The organism is Terriglobia bacterium (assembly GCA_020072645.1).
In the GTDB taxonomy this organism is placed as follows: Bacteria; Acidobacteriota; Terriglobia; order Terriglobales; family Acidobacteriaceae; genus Angelobacter.
In genome coordinates, this window is record JAIQGK010000003.1 from 1 (window position 1) to 17,270 (window position 17,270).

16 protein-coding genes are annotated in these 17,270 nt (G+C 55.0%); 12 read left to right on the forward strand and 4 right to left on the reverse strand.

Annotated features, from left to right (window positions below):
* The 5 genes from LAO76_03540 to LAO76_03560 all read left to right on the forward strand — a co-directional run.
* Positions 1-136, forward strand: a 136-nt coding sequence (locus LAO76_03540; protein ID MBZ5489989.1) for an IS481 family transposase, incomplete at its 5' end; no start/stop codon positions are given.
* A 69-nt stretch (positions 137-205) separates the two neighbouring features.
* Positions 206-1,072, forward strand: a complete 867-nt coding sequence (locus LAO76_03545; GenBank protein ID MBZ5489990.1) for an alpha/beta hydrolase — start codon at positions 206-208, stop codon at positions 1,070-1,072.
* Between the two features lie 189 nt (positions 1,073-1,261).
* Positions 1,262-1,903, forward strand: coding sequence for an efflux RND transporter periplasmic adaptor subunit (locus tag LAO76_03550; protein ID MBZ5489991.1), 642 nt, complete (start codon positions 1,262-1,264; stop codon positions 1,901-1,903).
* A gap of 62 nt (positions 1,904-1,965) precedes the next feature.
* A complete protein-coding gene (locus LAO76_03555; protein ID MBZ5489992.1) occupies positions 1,966-2,457 on the forward strand; it encodes a nuclear transport factor 2 family protein in 492 nt (163 codons plus the stop codon).
* A 72-nt stretch (positions 2,458-2,529) separates the two neighbouring features.
* Positions 2,530-2,952, forward strand: coding sequence for a hypothetical protein (locus LAO76_03560; GenBank protein ID MBZ5489993.1), 423 nt, complete (start codon positions 2,530-2,532; stop codon positions 2,950-2,952).
* Positions 2,953-3,116: 164 nt separating this feature from the next.
* On the opposite strand, the gene LAO76_03565 is transcribed toward LAO76_03560, so the two are convergent.
* Both LAO76_03565 and LAO76_03570 read right to left on the reverse strand, forming a co-directional pair.
* Positions 3,117-3,245 carry a very short patch repair endonuclease gene (locus LAO76_03565; GenBank protein MBZ5489994.1) on the reverse strand — a complete coding sequence of 43 codons (129 nt, stop codon included), beginning with the start codon at positions 3,243-3,245 and terminating at the stop codon, positions 3,117-3,119.
* A gap of 37 nt (positions 3,246-3,282) precedes the next feature.
* Complete coding sequence (locus tag LAO76_03570; protein MBZ5489995.1) at positions 3,283-3,936, reverse strand: HNH endonuclease; 654 nt, start codon at positions 3,934-3,936, stop codon at positions 3,283-3,285.
* Positions 3,937-4,103: 167 nt separating this feature from the next.
* Between LAO76_03570 and LAO76_03575 the strand changes: the two genes are divergently transcribed.
* The 5 genes from LAO76_03575 to LAO76_03595 all read left to right on the forward strand — a co-directional run bounded on the left by LAO76_03575 (position 4,104) and on the right by LAO76_03595 (position 10,364).
* Positions 4,104-4,388 (forward strand): hypothetical protein, encoded by a 285-nt coding sequence (locus tag LAO76_03575; protein MBZ5489996.1) that lies wholly within the window; start codon positions 4,104-4,106, stop codon positions 4,386-4,388.
* Positions 4,385-4,663, forward strand: coding sequence for a hypothetical protein (locus LAO76_03580; protein MBZ5489997.1), 279 nt, complete (start codon positions 4,385-4,387; stop codon positions 4,661-4,663). Before LAO76_03575 ends, LAO76_03580 begins: the two co-directional genes overlap by 4 nt.
* A 517-nt stretch (positions 4,664-5,180) precedes the next feature.
* Positions 5,181-6,272, forward strand: coding sequence for an efflux RND transporter periplasmic adaptor subunit (locus LAO76_03585; protein ID MBZ5489998.1), 1,092 nt, complete (start codon positions 5,181-5,183; stop codon positions 6,270-6,272).
* 149 nt (positions 6,273-6,421) lie between these two features.
* Complete coding sequence (locus LAO76_03590) at positions 6,422-9,562, forward strand: multidrug efflux RND transporter permease subunit (GenBank protein MBZ5489999.1); 3,141 nt, start codon at positions 6,422-6,424, stop codon at positions 9,560-9,562.
* 70 nt (positions 9,563-9,632) lie between these two features.
* The gene (locus LAO76_03595; protein ID MBZ5490000.1) at positions 9,633-10,364 is read left to right on the forward strand and encodes a dienelactone hydrolase family protein; all 732 of its coding nucleotides are present in this window, start codon (positions 9,633-9,635) and stop codon (positions 10,362-10,364) included.
* 41 nt (positions 10,365-10,405) lie between these two features.
* Here the strand turns inward: LAO76_03595 and LAO76_03600 are convergent, their stop codons facing one another.
* Together LAO76_03600 and dinB are read right to left on the reverse strand one after the other, a co-directional pair.
* Positions 10,406-12,937 carry a PAS domain S-box protein gene (locus LAO76_03600; GenBank protein ID MBZ5490001.1) on the reverse strand — a complete coding sequence of 844 codons (2,532 nt, stop codon included), beginning with the start codon at positions 12,935-12,937 and terminating at the stop codon, positions 10,406-10,408.
* 343 nt (positions 12,938-13,280) lie between these two features.
* Positions 13,281-14,483 carry a DNA polymerase IV gene (gene dinB / locus LAO76_03605; protein ID MBZ5490002.1) on the reverse strand — a complete coding sequence of 401 codons (1,203 nt, stop codon included), beginning with the start codon at positions 14,481-14,483 and terminating at the stop codon, positions 13,281-13,283.
* Between the two features lie 293 nt (positions 14,484-14,776).
* Between dinB and egtB the strand changes: the two genes are divergently transcribed.
* Positions 14,777-16,087 (forward strand): ergothioneine biosynthesis protein EgtB, encoded by a 1,311-nt coding sequence (egtB, locus tag LAO76_03610; GenBank protein ID MBZ5490003.1) that lies wholly within the window; start codon positions 14,777-14,779, stop codon positions 16,085-16,087.
* A complete protein-coding gene (gene egtD, locus LAO76_03615; GenBank protein ID MBZ5490004.1) occupies positions 16,077-17,033 on the forward strand; it encodes an L-histidine N(alpha)-methyltransferase in 957 nt (318 codons plus the stop codon). Before egtB ends, egtD begins: the two co-directional genes overlap by 11 nt.
* The last annotated feature ends 237 nt before the right edge of the window (positions 17,034-17,270 follow it).

Sequence of the window (17,270 nt, forward strand, 5' to 3'; positions counted from 1 at the left end):
GCAACACCGTCACGAACATCTTCTTCCCTGGCTTCACCATTACAACTGGCACCGTCCTCATGGTAGCCTCAACCATGTTCCACCTATCAGCCGCTCCGGCCTCGATCGGAACAACCTCTTGAGACTCCACATCTAACCCAATGCATCTGTGATTGGCGCGATTCGAAAAAATAGAAGAGCAGGAAAATACGGATGAACACAGATCATGCGGACCGCGAGATTGCCAATCGCGGACATTAAGAAAAATGGCGAACGTGGTAAAGTGAGCGCCATGCCCACAATCAAGGTTAATGGCGTCAATCTCTTTTACAAGGAATCCGGCGACGGTCTGGAGACCATTGTCTTCTCCCACGGGCTGCTGATGGACCATTCCATGTTTGAGCCGCAACGCGCCGTGTTTGAAAAGCAGTACCGCGTGATTGCCTATGACCATCGCGCGCAGGGCCAATCCGAAGACATAGGGCGTGGATACGACATGTCCACCATCGCTGACGACGCAGCCCTGCTGATTCGCGCGCTCAAGGCCGCGCCCTGCCACTTCGCCGGTCTCTCCATGGGAGGATTCGCCGGCATGCGCGTGGCCGCGCATCATCCCGAGCTGATTCGCACGCTCACGCTGATGAACACGACGGCGATGCAAGAAAAGCTTTCAAACCGCGTGCGCTACAACCTGCTTGCGCAAATGGTGAAGATCGTTGGTCCGGCGCCGTTTACGCCGATCGCAGTGAAAGAACTCTTTGGCCGCACCACGCGCATGAGTGCGGAGCGCCGTCCCATGCTGGAGCAGTGGACTGGGAAACTGCGCGCCCGTCCGAAAAACATTGCGCCTTCACTGCAGGCGGTGATGAACCGGCGCCAGCTCCGGGCGGAGGAGATGGCCGCAATCCGTTGCCCCACGCTGGTTATCACCGGTGAAGACGACACAGCCCAGCCGCCATCCAATTCAGCAAGCCTGATTGCCGGTATACGCGGCGCCCGCCATGTGAACATTCCCGGCGCGGGCCACAGCAGTTGCCTTGAAACTCCGGACGCAGTGATCATGGCAATGCGGGATTTCTTCCAGGCGGCATAAAGGCCGGGAAGTTGTTTCTTGATTCCTGCCTGTGACGCAATGTCCGTTATCGAACACCGTTATGCCAATAGCGGTCAGTGCTTTTCAATGAAAGCCGCCTTTTCTCCTTGGATAATCAGCTATTTGGCTTGGCTTCTGCCGGCGGTAGACTGATTGCAAGAGAAGAAGACGTTTCCAAGGAGAGCATGCATGAAAATTCTGTCCTTGCTCACGTTTGCCCTGGCGTTGCCCGCGCTCACGGCCAGACCTATATGCACTTATTCCGGCGATGAGCCGGCCATCAGCAGTTCTACAGTTTCAGTCCACACAGTTCAGCGCGGCACCATGCCGTTTCATACGTTGGGCCGGGGAATGATGGCTCGCATTGGCCCCAACGCAAGAGCCAGAGTCCAGATTCTGCTCCCGTTTGCCCGGAACCTGAAGATCGGACACCCAGCATCCATAAAGATCGTTGGGGTATGCGGAGCTTTGACCGGCAAGGTCGCCATGATCGGCGAATTGGGGACGGAGGAACAGGTCCCGATCGAGCTGGTTTTTGACCAGCCTCTGCCCACGGGCGTACGGGTTGGAGACAGCTCTGATGCCGTGATTGAATATGGCAGGATCGAAAACACACTGTTCATGGAAAGGGGCGGCTTCGGCCAAGCCAACACAGATGCGGTTGTGTTTCGCGTGGATCCGGACAGGAAACAGGCCACGCGCGTGAATGTGCGGTTCGGCGCCATCGCTTCAGAAATGATTGAGATCAAGTCAGGGCTGCACGAAGGAGACAAAGTGATCGTCAGCGACATGAGCCGCTGGGTGAACTACGACCGAATACGTCTCGACTAGCAGGCTGACACTCTGCGTGTGGCGCGACAGCGAAGAGCTTCCGCTATAATTTTCAGAAATTTATGGAAAAACGCTCTCGCTTCGCCTTTGCATTTGTGGTCCTAGCTTTGAGTGGCTGGTTGATGCTCTCTGCCCAGCAACATAACACCCCTGCCGGCACGCCAGGGCAGATTAAGGATGAGCTGATCCGCATTGAGCATGAAATTGGCCGCGCCAATCTCCAGTGCGACTATCACTATTTTGAGCGCATCGAAGCGGAAGAATTCATTTTTACCGATGCCACAGGGCGTGTCTCAAACAAAGAACAAGACCTGGCGGGAGAAAAGGATTGTCATAAATCCGATGCCACTTACGATATCGATGAAACGGATGTGCGCCTTTATCCTCTCTCCGCTGTTGTCACAGGCCGCGTGACCATCACCAGAAAAGATAAGGACGGCAAAATCGTGAGGCGGCAGAGCCGTTTTACCGATGTGTTTGTGTGGCGCGATGCAGTCTGGCAGCTCGTAGCGGGCCACTCATCGCGGATCCCCGACGCGGCGGCGCAAAAATAGTGTCGCACAGTCCGTTCCGCGTCAGCCGCATTGGCCAGGAAACTTCCGGCGCTTATAATCTGTACAGCTCTTATGAGACGAGTCTTCCAAGCCGCATCAGCCTGTGCTCTCCTGATTCTTGGGGCCACTCTGCTTTTCGCAGTGCGAGGCCAGCAGCCCGCCCAATCACAGAATCCCGACGATATCCCAGTAACCGACGGAAGCTCTGGCCCATGTTCCATTGAATTCTCCGTTACTGACTCAGACGGCAAGCCAGTGTACGCTGCCCGCATTGATGTCCATCTGGCATACGGTGCGTTTGGCGCTCATAAGCTTGATATGGGGGTTTACACCAACACGCAGGGAAAAGCCAGATTCACCGGGATCCCCGCTAAGGTAAAAAAACCGCCAGTTGAGTTCAACGCCAAAAAAGATGACCTGGTCGGCGTGGCCACCATGGATCCCGCCACGGAATGCCAGGCCAGGCACGATATTGTGATGGCAAAGATAAAGTAATCGGCCCACGCGCAACGAGTGGAGCGAGAACCTAGCGTTGACTGCTCTTACTCTTATTCAAGATCGCAAGGGTTGCGAACAGCGCTGAATTGCGCTTTGAAATGCTGCACTCGCGAACTCTGAAGACCCGCCAACCTCGGGACCGCAAAAGTCGATTATTCCTGTTATCTCTCCGTTTTGTTTCGAGTCAACTTCTGAACCCAGTAATGGCGGTTTTGCTTTGGTATATGCCCGTCGTAGCAATGCGAACAGCGGTGCCAAAAACATCCATCGATGAAAATCGCAATCCTCAACTTTTCTCTTTATGCGCGGGCAGAATTTTTTGATCTTTCAAGCTTGGGGTTTACGCGAGGAATCAAATCCATCCAAAAGCGACCTAATCTCCATTTCGGCAAAGTTTTGGCAATCGGAGTAGAGCTTGCTCAATAATGCAGGATGGGTTGTCATAAGGGATAGGACAGCTCGCTCATATTCTGGAAATAAACTACGAAATGAACGAATTCTTTGTAAGTTCTCGCCTAATCGTAGTCTTCGTTCTGTTTCATCATTCCAGATACTCTTCCAATATTGGCAGGTGTGGCATTGCGCAGGACAACGGGTACCGTCATGAGACAAAAAAGATTCCCACCCGGTTCTTGCAAGCGAAAGAACTTTCAATGAGTCGTCTCGGCGCTTCTCGCCGTTGCACCTTCTACACGCTATCAAAACGTTGCCCGGTACATGGAGGCCGACGCGATAACGGTTCATGCCGTCGAGATGTTCAACACCGTACACGGTATTGGTCAGATCGCAAGAGCAATATGGGCACTCGTTATTGAACCGCGCGCGGACAAGCCTTTCATACTCTTCCCCATCAACTTTAATCGGCCAGTTTTGGCTGATCTTGCGACTCAATTCGTGAAGAAACATGCTGATCAGCTTGTTCGCCACGTCAGACTTGGCCCGCCGAGTAGCAGAACGTAGTTTGAAAACTGGATCTTTCACCCTTCACTTCCGCCGCAAAGTGGGACTTAAACCAAAAGAAAATCGCAGAGAGAAACCACCCTTGGATTCATGTTTTTTGAACACGTAGTTTAACTCCGTGTTCTTTTCCATTCAAATCATCCACACTGGATCCCATGGCGAGGGAAGCGCAGACCGTTAGAGGAGCAATGGCACAGTTGATTCCACCAGACGCAGCAGCAAACGAAGGAACCACCAACGACGACCGAGCGCTTTGGGCAGAAGCGGCCCTGCTCGCCTTTGCGCAGCGTACAGGACTCGCTAAAGAAACAGTTGGCGACAAGGAAGATCGTTTTCTCATCATCTCCGACTTGCTCGCCGACCTGGGCCATTGGTGCGACCGTAATGAGATTGACTTGCCGGAGGCGCTGAAACATGCGGCCCAGCATTATCATGCAGAAACTCACGGAACCGGAAAGCAGTTTAACCCATGAAGCCACGGCAGGGAAAAACCAAAGCGACAGGGCACACGCGCAAGCGCCCCGTGCCCACAGGATGTGTTCGGTATACGGAGATGAAAGGCCGCACAGTGGAACGGATTGATGTTTGTCTTTCATCCGACTACCACTGCGTCTCAATCCGCTTTGAGGACAAGACCGACTTTACGGTGGAAATCGACACGCGCCTGGTCTTGACGGCACTGCATTCAGACTGGAAGGCAGGAAATCAGCGCGTGCTCAAGCGGTGGGCGACCATCCGGGAAGAGTAGTTCTGGGTCGCGTACCCGCAACGATTCTCCATTCCAAAACTGCTGCAAGGACACTCTTTATCCGGCCATTGACATCGCCCCGGAAGCTGTCCTGGAAATCGCCAACAAATGCCGCACCCTCAGGCCTTTTACACAAGCGGCTTGACATCACCCAGATGCGGTTTTGCTTGACGCGAAGGCGAACAAATGGTAAAGTACATTGGCCGGGTTCAACTAGGAATCTTATGTGGTGACGAGGGGATCGGAAACGAACCACAGCCCTCTGCCGATTCTTGGGTAGATTGGGTGACCTTGGGTGGAAATGGGTGGACATAGGGGTAGGGGAGGGGGTGCGCGAAGCGCGCCTATCGTAATCGGAAAGGCAAATACCGACTGCGAGGGGAGTTTCGTTAATTCTGCAAGAAGGGCTGGCAGCCTCAAGACCTTACCATTACTCACACGTCTAAATTGAATCGGCGGCGGCTCGGCTTTAATCCAAATATCAGGTGCTCCCAAGTCAGGTAACATTAAAACATTGATGATGATAAAGAAGTTAGTCATACCAACGACCGCTCTACTGGCGGTGGCAATGCTGGTTGCAGGCTGCGGCAGCGGCGCCAAGGCCGGAACTCCGTCCGGCCCACAGGCTTTTCCGGTTAAAACAATGACGGCGCAGCCAGAAATGGTGCCGATCTCAACCGATTACCTGGCGACGCTGCGATCGCGCAATGCCGCAACGCTCCAGCCGCTGGTAGAAGGCGATATCACCGAGATTTTTGTGAATTCCGGTGACCGGGTTGCCGCTGGCGCGCCAATCCTGGAAATTGATCCGCGCAAGCAGCAGGCGACGGTGAATAACCAGGAAGCGGGGCTGAAATCCAAACAGGCGGTGATGCAGCAGGCGGCGATTGACCTTGACCGCAAGAAAAAGCTTTATGCCGCCGGGGTGCTGGCCAAGGCCGATCTGGACACGGCGCAAAACACTTACGACGCCGCCAAAGCCGACGCCGAAGCGTTGCAGGCGGGAATCCGCGAGCAGCAGGTGCAACTGCATTACTACACGGTGCGCGCTCCGGCGGCGGGTGTGATTGGCGATATCCCTGTCCATGTGGGTGACCACGTAAGCGCCCAGACCGTTCTTACCACGGTGGACAAAGGCGGCGCGCTGGAAGCTTATCTGAACGTTCCGGCAGAAAAATCCGGGGCACTAAAAATCGGTATGCCGGTGGATCTGGTCGATGATCAGGGCAAGCCGCTCACACGCACAAAGATCACCTTTATCTCACCGCACGTTGATACCGACTCACAAACACTGCTGGTAAAAACCCAGGTGCCCAACACCGACATGAAGTTCCGCAACGCGCAGCAGGTGCACGCACGCGTGGTGTGGTCTGAGCGCAAGGCCACGGTGATTCCGATTACCGCCGTGACGCGCCTGAGCGGAAAGCTTTTTGCCTTTGTGGCTGAAGGCAACGGGCAACAGGCCGTGGCGCGGCAGCGCGTGATCCAGGTGGGCGATCTGGTCGGAAACGATTACGTAGTGCTCGACGGCATCAACGCCGGCGACAAAATCATTATCACCAGCGTGCAGATGCTGGCGGACGGCATGCCGGTGGTGCCGCAGTCGTAAATCAGCAACTGGCAATTAGCCAAACAACTCACCGCAAAGGACGCAAAGATCGCAAAGGAAAAAGGGGATTCGGATTTTTCCATTTTTCGCGTCTTTGGTGTGAACGGATTGGGCTAATTGCCAATTGCTAACCTGTTACAGGATTCTTCATGGTCAATTTTTTCATTCGAAGGCCGGTTTTTGCCACGGTATGCTCGCTGCTGATTGTGCTGGGCGGGGCCGTGTGCATTCCCACGCTGCCAATCGCGCAATATCCCAACCTGACGCCACCTGCGGTCAGCGTGAGCGCTTTCTATACCGGCGCAAACTCACAGGCGGTGGAAACCAGCGTGACTACGCTGCTGGAGCAGGCCATCAACGGCGCGGAAGGCATGCGCTATATGAGTTCCACCAGCGGCAATGACGGCACGGCTTCCATCAACGCCACTTTTGACCTTGACCGCAACCTTGACGTGGCCGCCGTGGACGTACAGAACCGCGCGTCGAGCGCGCTGGGACGGCTGCCGATTGAAGTGCAGACGACGGGCGTCAGCATCACCAAAAATACCGGCTCATTTGTGGTGGCTTACGGTTTCTACGCCGACAACAAAGAATACGACAACCTTTTTATCAGCAACTACCTTGACCTTTACGTGCGCGACGCGATTAAGCGCGTGAAGGGCGTAGGCAACGTAATCATCTTTGGCGAGCGCAAGTATTCCATGCGGTTGTGGCTTGATCCGGTGCGTCTGGCCGCTCGCGGCCTTACCGCCAGTGATGTAACAGCAGCTTTGCGCGAGCAAAACGTCCAGGTAGCTGCGGGACAAGTGGGACAGCCGCCTGCCCCGCCGAACCAGTCTTACCAGATCAGCGTGCGCGCCGTGGGACGGTTGAGCGATCCTAAAGAGTTTGAACACATTGTGATCAAGCGCACGACGAATGGATCATTGATCGAATTGCGCGATGTGGGCCGCGCTGAGCTGGGTGCGGAAAGTTATGGCGGCCAGCTGCGTTACAACGGCCAGGACGCAATGGGCCTGGGTGTAATGCAACTCTCCAATGCCAATGCGTTGCAGGTGCGCCGCGACGTGCAGACTGAGATCGAGCAACTGGCCAAGCGATTCCCCAAGGGACTGAAATATCAGGTGGCGTTTGATACCACGCGCGCCGTAGGTGAATCCATTCGCGAAGTGCTGAAGACGCTGGCAGAAGCAATCCTGATCGTAATCGTCGTGATTTTTCTTTTCCTGCAAGGCTGGCGCAGCACGGTGATTCCCGCCATCACGATTCCTGTTTCTCTGGTTGGAACATTTATCTTTGCCAAGTTCTTCGGCTTCTCTATTAATACGCTTACGCTGTTTGGCATCACCCTGGCTACTGGCTTGGTCGTAGACGACGCCATTGTCGTGATCGAAAACGTGGAGCGCCATATAGAAGAAGGAGTGAGCGATCCGCGAGAAGCCACGCGGATTGGCATGCGCGAAGTTACAGGCGCGGTAGTAGCGACGTCGCTTGTGCTGATCGCCGTGTTTGTGCCTGTGTCATTGTTCCCGGGCAGCACCGGCAGGCTCTATCAGCAGTTTGCGCTGACCATCGCTTTCTCCATTGCGATTTCAGCTTTCAACGCGCTCACGCTTTCACCGGCGCTGGCCGCTTTGCTGCTGCGCCCCCGTGAAGGCCGGCAGAATCGATTTTTTTCCGGAATCAACTCTGCTATCCATAAAGGGACCACCGGTTATCAGTCGATACTTCACCGGCTCACCAACTGGCGTGCCGCGGTTGTAGTGGTTTTTATTTTGGGTCTGGCAGCCACGTTCTTTGTCTACCAGAAGGTTCCTACCAGCTTTGTGCCACAGGAAGACCAGGGATACTTTTTTGTGATTGTGCAGGCGCCGCCCGGAGCGTCATTGCAGTACACCACCAAAGTGATGGATCGCGCAGCGGCCATGGTGAGCGCGAACCATGACGTTGAAGGCGTCTTCTCCGTTCCGGGATTCAGCTTTACCGGCAGCGCCGCGAACCAGGGAATTATTTTTGCCAGCCTGAAAGACATTAGCCAACGCGGCGGAAAAGACCACAGCGCTTTTGCGGTGCTGAATACGCTGCGCGGGCAGTTGATGAGCATTCATGAAGCGATAGTAATTGCCTTTGATCCGCCCGCCATTCAGGGCCTGGGTCAGTTTGGCGGCTTTGCTTATGAACTGCAGCAGACCAGTGGCGGCAGCCTGGACGATCTGGAATCCGTGGTGCACCAGATCATCGCCAAGGCGAACACACGGCCGGAGCTGGCGCATCCTTTATTTACCACGTTCACCGCGCGCGATCCTCAATTTGTGGTGCAGATTGACCGTGAAAAAGCCAAGAGCCTCAACGTCCCGTTTTCGCAGATCACTTCCGCGCTCCAGATCTACATGGGATCGCAATACGTGAACGACTTTGATTTCAACAATCGTTCCTACCGCGTGATGGTGCAGGCGGACCAGCAATACCGCTCGCAGCCGCGCGACCTGCGGCAGTTTTACGTGCGGTCAGACGATAATCGCATGATCTCACTGGACAACCTGGTCACGGTGAAAGAAGGGACCAACGCCAGTGTGATCAACCATTACAATCTGTTCCGCAGCGTTGAAATTGATGGCAGCGCCGCTCCCGGGTATAGCTCCGGCCAGGCGATTCAGGCCATGGAAGATATCTCAAAAGAAGTCCTGCATCAGGGTTATTCGTTTGAATGGACTGGAATTTCACTGGAAGAAATACAGTCCGGTGCGCAAACCGTAATGCTCTTTGGCCTGGGCTTGCTGGTGGTGTACCTGACGCTCTCCGCGCAGTATGAGAGCTTTGTGCTGCCGTTTATTATTCTGCTGGCTGTGCCCATGGCGGTGCTGGGCGCGCTGCTGGCACAATCCATGCGCGGCCTGCAAAACGACGTCTACTGCCAGATAGGACTAGTGATGCTGATTGGCCTGGCCAGCAAGAACGCCATCTTGATCGTGGAATTTGCCGAACAGTTGCAGCATCGCGGGCTGAGCCTTGTGGACTCCGCGATTGAAGCTGCGCGGCTGCGGTTGCGGCCCATCCTGATGACCTCAATCGCGTTTATTCTGGGCGTGCTGCCACTGGTCTTTGCCAGCGGCGCGGGCGCAGCAGGGCGGCACTCCGTCGGAACGACAGTGTTTGGAGGAATGATCATCTCCACGTTCCTCAACCTCTTTATTATCCCAGTGCTTTATATTCTGGTGCGCGGATGGCTCCCGATGAAACTCAAGCCTGAACTGGTGGAAACGCAAGAGCTGGTGGAAAAGAGCGCGTAAAGCCCGGAATGGCAACGCTTACCAAGCCCAATCGCCTTGAGTCTAATTTGAGACCACAGGAAACCTGCCGATGAAAACATTCGCTCTGCTGTTTCTGCTTGTTGCCACTTCAGCCGCTACGTTTGCGAGCGCAAAACCGGAAAAGCAAACTATCGCATCTATGGGTGCGGAACGGACTTACTATACGTTTGTGCCGGAAAAACTTACCGCGCCGGCACCATTGCTGTTGCTTCTGCACGGCTCTGGCCGTGACGGAATGTCACAAATCAACGAATGGAAAGACCTGGCGGAGAAAGAAGGCATCATCCTTGTCGCGCCTGACTCGGCAAACTCGCGCGAGTGGAGCATGAACACCGATGGTCCTGAATTTCTTCACGACATCGTGGAAGCGGTCCGCGCAAAGCATTCTGTTGATGGCGCCCGTTTATATATTTTTGGCCATTCCGCCGGCGCGGTTTTTGCTTTGTATATGGGGGGGATGGAGTCCAGATACTTTGCCGCAACGGGAGTCCATGCGGGCGCGATTGCTGAAGACTTCTATCCCACTCTGGATGTCGCGAAGCGCAAGATTCCCATCACCATATGGGTCGGCACGGAAGATCCGTACTTTAAACCGCCGCTGGTAAAAGCCACACAGACTGAGTTGAACAAACACGGCTTTGACGCCAAGGTAATCGAAATCAAAGGGCACGACCACAACTATTACGCGGTATCGAAAGAACTGAATCCACAAATCTGGGATTTTTTACGCAGCAACAAGCTGGATGGAGAAGCGAACTGGCAGGTTTATCAACGTAAATAAAATCGGACGGCTGAAGATTTCTTCAAAACAAGAGAGGCGCTTCAGGTACGCAAAGGAGTGGCCATCAGGGTTTGGACCTTGCCTGCAAGGTCCTTCAGAGAATACGGCTTCTGAAGAAAAAACACGCCTTGCTTGGAAATGCCATTTTGCAGAACGATGTCGTCTGTATATCCGGAAACGTAAAGAAGCCGGGTGTTCGGCCTGAGTTGCAGCAACCGGTCGGCAAATTCGCGACCGCTCATTTTTGGCATCACCACGTCTGTAATGACCAGGTCAATCTGGCCGGCAGCCTTCAAAAGACCCAGCGCTTCCGGACCGCTGCCGGCGCATGTAACGGAATAGCCGAGCGCAGTCAGGAATTCGGCGTTAACGTTTCGCAAATCCATCTCGTCTTCCACCAGCAGGATGCCGCCATTGCCTCTCTTCATTTCCTGCGGACTGGCTTCGCTGGCGCTGGGAGCGTCAGAGACCGCTACCGGCAGCAGAATATTGACCTGTGTCCCTTTTCGGGGACTGGACTCAATTACGATCTCACCGTGGCATTGCTGGACGATGCCATACACGGTGGCAAGTCCGAGTCCGGTGCCGCGTCCGACCTCTTTCGTCGTGTAGAAAGGCTCAAAGGCATGCAAGCGCGTCTCTTCATCCATGCCAATGCCGGTATCGCGAATGCGTATGGCCACGTATTGACCGATCGCGACATTGCCAGAGGAAGTGAGCGCCGGACGTAGCACGTCTTCTGTGGTCACAAATATCTGGCCGCCCGCGGGCATTGCGTCGCGTGAATTGATGACGATGTTGAAGATGATCTGTTCGAAGTGTGTCTTGTCGATCACCACAGTCCCCGTGGCGCGCAGGTCCACTGAGAGTTCAATGTCCTCCCCAATCAGCCGGGGAAGAATGGCGGTAAGCTCCTGAAGAGCTTCTCCGGTTTGCAGCGGTACGGGCCGCACGATTTCCTTGCGGCTGAAGGTGAGCAGTTGCCGGGTAAGGCCGCTGGCGCGTTGCGTGGTATCAATAATCTTGCTGCAATAGCGGCGCAGGCCCTCGGCGCTTTCCAGTTTGGCTTCCAGCAGTTCAGCATAGCCGCCAATCACTCCCAGCAGATTGTTGAAGTCATGCGCAACGCCTCCGGCCAGCCGGCCCAGGGCTTCCATTTTTTGCGCACGGAGGAATTTTGCTTCAAGGGCGCGCTGTTCCGTCTGGTCGAGTTGCATGCCAAAGATGCATTCCTTGTCGCCGATGCGCACCAGAGTAGCGAAGTACAGGGCAATGTGCTCAACTCCGTTTGCATCCCTAAATCTGATTTCCAGGTTTTGCACCGCTCCTTCTGCCCGGAGTCTCCGGTAGAACTCGTCGCGGTGGCTTTGCGAGTTCCAGAGGCCCAATTCAACCCCCGATTTTCCTATGACCTTTTCCGCAGGCAGGCCCAGCATTCGCAGCAAACTCTCATTCACGTTGAGGAAGACGCCATCCAGCGTCACAATGCCGCAACCCACCGGGCTCTGGCGGAAAACGGTGGCAAACCTCTCCTCTGACTGCTTCAGCGCAATCTCGCTCTGCTTTCTTTCGGTTATATCAATGGCCGTGCCTTCAATGAAGCTGTTGCCGTCCGGGCCCTTGACGATGGTGGCGCGTTCGAGTATCCAGAACACCGTGCCATCCTGACGTCGTTGCTTGCATTCGTAGTTCAGCACCTGCCCCTCGCGTCCTAGGTCAATCAGAAATTGCTCGCGCTGCTCCGGTTCGGAATAAAAAAACACCGCTGAACACTCAAGCGCCTGTTCCTTGGACTGGAATCCGTACATCCTGAGAAAGGCGCTGTTGCAATTCAACAACCTGCCTTCTGGACTGGAAACATAGACCGCAGCAAGGTTGTTTTCAAAAAGGACCTGATATTGGAGCGCCACGGTGGAAGCCACGTAAGTCTGGTTCTCAAACAGCGTCAGAATCATTCCAAAAGCCACGAAACATTTTGGCAAGTCCCAGAAAGAACTTCCTGGATCAGGCCCCGTACCGAGCGCAGAAAGAATGGCCGACAAGGGAAAAACGCAGCCCCAGGCCATAAACGCAGCGGAAGTCAGGATGACTCCTGGGGAGAACCTGCGAAAATGGCGGAAGTAGACCAAGCCGGTCACGTAAAAGAACCCAAAGAGGTAAAAATTCATTCCGTGCCGCAAAGTTCCATGCATGGCCTGTTGCGCGGCCCATCCCCCGTAGGGGGCCAGAAGAAGTAACGAATACAGGTATGGGCTCCGCCAGCCGTAGTAGCGTATCGCCTGGATCATGCCGTAACCAATGCTGATGAAGAGCAGGGAAAGGTAAATCCACGGAGTACGAACATGAAGCAGCAAGATGGTGAGATAGAGCACGGCCGCCGCGCTCACGAACAAAACAAACCCAATCCGTCTGCGCCGCCAGATGAAAACTTCAGACACGGAAAGCAGAAAGAACGTCCCGGCAATAATCAGTGTGCAAACCTTGATCCACGACGTGAAAGGCGCCAGGCGGGGAAAGTCTGCGCTGAAAGCAGGAGCGGCAAAATGGACCAGGATCGCGATCCAACCCAGCATCCATAAGCGAGTCCTTTTTTGACGGTCCCGTAAGTAGATCCAGGCAAACAGTGATACCAGGACGCTGATAATGCTAAAGGCAACGAGTGCTTCAAACCGCGAAGACATAAAGCAGCCTGCAACTTCTATCCCAGGTCAGGGCCAAAACCTGGAGATCCTTGAAAAACGCTTTAAAGATGACAGGATGATAAGAATTATCTAATAAAGAACTGCTGGTGAACTCGCCATTGTTGAGAGACAAAATACCACCATTTCTATTTGTGTGCGGATTTATATTTCTATCAAGGCGGCGCGAAACCCCAGGCCCGTGAATACGGTTTGATCTTCGCAACCCTGCAAAAAATTACCGCTTTTTGTCTGGCTTTTCCGCAGGATTCTCATGGACGCGCTCACGAAAGCTGCCGCCCATGGTCTTGGCCAGAAAGATTGCGGAGTCGCCGTATTTATCGCGCAGCCGATCAGAGGCGGATAGAGCGCGCGCCCATTTTTGTTTTTTGTCCCCTTCCAGCAAGTCCATCTGTTCCGGAAGGTCTTCAAAGTTTGATGCCTGCACCCCCAGCAGGCGCACTGCGCGACGCGGCTCCCAGTTGGCATGGAACAGCTTTGCGATGGCCGAAAAAATTTCCATATCCATTTGCGTGGGGCTGTTGAGCGAATGCGCCCGGGTGATGGTGGTGAAATCTGAATAGCGCAGCTTGAGTTGCAGCGTGCGGGCAATAAAGTTCTGTTCGCGCAAGCGGCGGCCCACTTTTTCCGACAAGTGCGCCAGCGTAGGCTCAATCTTGCCGAGTTCGGCTGTGTCGCGATCAAAGGTGTGTTCATGGCTGATGGATTTTGCCTGCCACTCTTCGCCCACGTCGCCTTCAAACCATGCACCCGCATCTTCACCGCGTGCTTTGCCGGCCAGCGTCGGGCCCCATTTGCCGAAATTTTCTTCCAGAACCCGCTCTTCCACCTTGAGCAGATCGCCAATGTAAACAATGCCGATATCATTGAGCCGCGCTTTGGTGACCTTGCCCACGCCCGGAATTTTGCCAACATCCAGCGGCGCAAGAAAACTCTGCTCCTGCCCGGCCAGCACATACAGGACGCCGTTGGGCTTGGCTTTATCTGAACTGATTTTTGCCATGAGCCTTGAGCTGCCAATCCCGATGGAACAATTCAGCCCGGTGCGTTCTTTCATCTGCTGATGCAGCTTATGCGCGGAGAGCAGTGGCGGCCCGTGCAGGCGCTCCGTACCCGTCATGTCCAGATAGGCCTCGTCAATGGAAGCCATCTCCACCGCGGGCGAGAAGTCATGCAGCACTTCCCGCGACTTGTGCGAGTATTCGCGATAAAGATCGGGATGACCATCGACAAAGATGGCGTGCGGACACTGCTTCGCTGCTGTCCGCAGCGGCATGGCCGAATGCACGCCAAACTTGCGCGCTTCATACGACGCGGCCGACACTACGCCTCGCTCATCCCGCTGGCCGCCAACCACCACGGCCTTGCCTTTCAGCGCCGGATTAAACAGCTCTTCCACGGAGACAAAGAAAGCGTCCATATCGACGTGAAAGATGATTCGCCGGACCGTTGAATCTGCAGGTGTCACATTCTTGAAGATACACCAGCCTGGCTGTAACTTTCGTTAAATTTTCACTCGGTGGGCGGAATGGGCGATTTTCGGCCATAGGGAGCTTGGCCATTAACCTCAGGTCAATCACCGCGACAAAATCGAAACTTTGAATCAGCCTTGCGCATCATATGTTGACGGTCTTTTGTTGTGCCCAAGGTGCATTTTGTGGGCCAAAGATTTACTATGTCTGCCCTGTTGGTTTGAGTGACAGGATTCCCCCTATGGCTCACCTGAAATCGGTTTTGACATTTCCGCCCGCGTCGGCCGAAGAGCGCGCCCTGGCGTCGCTCGCCAGCCAGTATGTTTCCGTGCGCCAGCAGACGGACGCGCTCGCTGCCCCACTGACTCCCGAAGATTTAATGGTGCAGTCCTGTCCGGAAGCGAGCCCGGGCAAGTGGCATCTGGCGCATACCAGTTGGTTCTTTGAGACGTTTATTCTTTCCAGCCATCTGCCAGGGTACCGATCTTTCCATCCGCAGTTTCGCGATCTATTTAATTCTTATTACAACGCGGTTGGCCAGCAGCCGGAAAAGGCTCTGCGCAATACCTTCTCGCGTCCTGCGCTGGAAGAAATCCGGAAGTATCGCGCGCACGTGGATGAACACATGCGCAAGCTGCTGCAATCAGGCGCGGTGGCCGCGGAAGCGCAGAAACTTGTAACGTTGGGGCTGAACCATGAGCAACAGCATCAGGAACTGATCGTTACCGATATCAAGCATGGGTTCTGGAGCAACCCACTGCATCCGGCATATCAGACGGCAGTGGCAGCGCCGACTACTGACAGCGCGCCGCAGCAGAAGCCGCAGCTTTATCCTGAAGGGCTGTATGAGATTGGCGCTGAAGGCGAGTCGTTCTATTTCGATAATGAAGGCTCGCGACACAAAGTTTTTCTGCGCCCATTCCGCTTTGCCATGCGCCTCGCAACGTGCGGCGAATATATCTCCTTCATGGAAGACGCCGGCTATTCGCGGCCTGAACTGTGGCTCTCTGACGGCTGGAAGGCCGTGCAGACGCATCGCTGGAAAGCGCCGCTATATTGGGAAAAATCTGGCGGGAAGTGGATCCAGTTCACCTGCTCCGGCATGCGCAACGTGGAAGAAGCCGAGCCGGTCTGCCATGTGAGTTATTACGAAGCCGACGCGTTTGCCCGCTGGGCCGGTGCCCGCCTCCCTACCGAGTTTGAGTGGGAAGTGGCCGCAAGCCGAGTCCCCACCGTCGAGGGCAATCTTTTGGAGAACGGCAGGTTTCATCCCGTAGCGGCTCCTATGTCGCTGGAGAACGGTGTGCCGCTCCAACTCTTTGGCGATGTCTGGGAGTGGACGGCAAGCGCCTATCTTCCATATCCCGGCTATAAGCCCGCTGCCGGCGCGCTGGGTGAATACAACGGCAAATTCATGAGCGGACAGATGGTCCTGCGTGGCGGATCGTGCGCCACGCCGCGCTCGCACATTCGCGCCACGTACCGCAATTTTTTCCCTCCAGAAACACGCTGGCAATTTTCCGGAATAAGGCTGGCTGACGATGGCAGTTAAAAGCCCTGCACTACTTGTTAGTCCTATTGCGGAAGAAGTATTGCGCGGACTGACCGCGCGACCGCGGCGGCTGCCGCCTAAACTTTTCTACGATGCCGCCGGGTCGCACCTGTTCGAGCAAATCACTGAGACTCCAGAGTATTATCCCACGCGCACCGAGCGCGCCATCCTGAAGAAATATGCGGGCGAGATCATTCGCCAGGCTGGGGTCAATATCACTCTGCTGGAACTGGGCGCCGGCAGCGCCAGCAAGACCCAAGTCCTGATTGAAGCGCTGCTGCGCCGCCAGCTGCGCGCGGATTTTTATCCCGTGGATGTTTCGTCTTCGGCCTTGCAGGGCGCTCTGAAAACTTTAAACGGGCATTTTCCACGGCTGCGCGTGAGCCCAATCGTTGCAGACTACACTCATAGAATCCCAGACCTCAGCTCGCTTCCCGGACGCAAGCTGGTGCTCTTCATCGGCTCGACCATCGGCAACTTTGAGCCTGATGAAGCTATGGCGTTCCTCAAGAGCGTGCATAGTTCACTTCAACCGGGCGACGCATTGCTCATCGGCTTTGATCTCATCAAAGACGGAGATGTCCTCCACGCGGCTTATAACGACGCACAGGGCGTGACCGCCGCTTTCAACAAGAACATGCTGGTGCGCATCAATCGCGAACTGGGTGGCAGCTTTGACGTTGATTCTTTTGAGCACGTGGCCCTGTGGAACCGCAGAAAGTCACGCATTGAAATGCACATGGAAAGCCTGTATGAACAAACCGTGTGGGTGCAGGACCTGGGCCGCGGCTTCCACTTTGAAAAAGGCGAGCGCATCCATACTGAGAACAGCTACAAGTTCAATACCGCCTCCATTGCGCGGCTGCTGCGCCGCAGCGGCTTCAAGCTGGAAACGCAATGGACTGACGCGCAACGCTGGTTCTGCGAGGCGCTGGCCAGGGTGTAGCATGCGATAGTCTTGCCGAAGATGGCGGGATTAACACGTTTTTTTCACGCGCGTAGTCCAACCCTCTCGCCTGCGCTCGATGTAGATTGAAACTGGATCAAGCGCCGGTTCAGTGGCTCTTCTGTCCCTGACCATCACCATAAATTCTTAAATTAAGAATCTGCTGCGCTCGGGGTAAGCGCGAAGCGAGGGCCGTTGGCGGACTAGCAAGGTATTACCTGCAATCCCTAATGTCAG

Bases quoted from the DNA above. Each gene is read 5' to 3' on its own strand.
- LAO76_03590 (MBZ5489999.1), top strand. From the start codon at position 6,422: ATGGTCAATTTTTTCATTCGAAGGCCGGTTTTTGCCACGGTATGCTCG.
- LAO76_03545 (MBZ5489990.1), top strand. From the start codon at position 206: ATGCGGACCGCGAGATTGCCAATCGCGGACATTAAGAAAAATGGCGAA.
- LAO76_03550 (MBZ5489991.1), top strand. From the start codon at position 1,262: ATGAAAATTCTGTCCTTGCTCACGTTTGCCCTGGCGTTGCCCGCGCTC.
- dinB (MBZ5490002.1), bottom strand. From the start codon at position 14,483: ATGGACGCTTTCTTTGTCTCCGTGGAAGAGCTGTTTAATCCGGCGCTG.
- LAO76_03580 (MBZ5489997.1), top strand. From the start codon at position 4,385: ATGAAGCCACGGCAGGGAAAAACCAAAGCGACAGGGCACACGCGCAAG.
- LAO76_03585 (MBZ5489998.1), top strand. From the start codon at position 5,181: ATGATGATAAAGAAGTTAGTCATACCAACGACCGCTCTACTGGCGGTG.
- LAO76_03555 (MBZ5489992.1), top strand. From the start codon at position 1,966: ATGGAAAAACGCTCTCGCTTCGCCTTTGCATTTGTGGTCCTAGCTTTG.
- egtD (MBZ5490004.1), top strand. From the start codon at position 16,077: ATGGCAGTTAAAAGCCCTGCACTACTTGTTAGTCCTATTGCGGAAGAA.
- LAO76_03595 (MBZ5490000.1), top strand. From the start codon at position 9,633: ATGAAAACATTCGCTCTGCTGTTTCTGCTTGTTGCCACTTCAGCCGCT.
- LAO76_03560 (MBZ5489993.1), top strand. From the start codon at position 2,530: ATGAGACGAGTCTTCCAAGCCGCATCAGCCTGTGCTCTCCTGATTCTT.
- LAO76_03600 (MBZ5490001.1), bottom strand. From the start codon at position 12,937: ATGCTGGGTTGGATCGCGATCCTGGTCCATTTTGCCGCTCCTGCTTTC.
- egtB (MBZ5490003.1), top strand. From the start codon at position 14,777: ATGGCTCACCTGAAATCGGTTTTGACATTTCCGCCCGCGTCGGCCGAA.
- LAO76_03575 (MBZ5489996.1), top strand. From the start codon at position 4,104: ATGGCACAGTTGATTCCACCAGACGCAGCAGCAAACGAAGGAACCACC.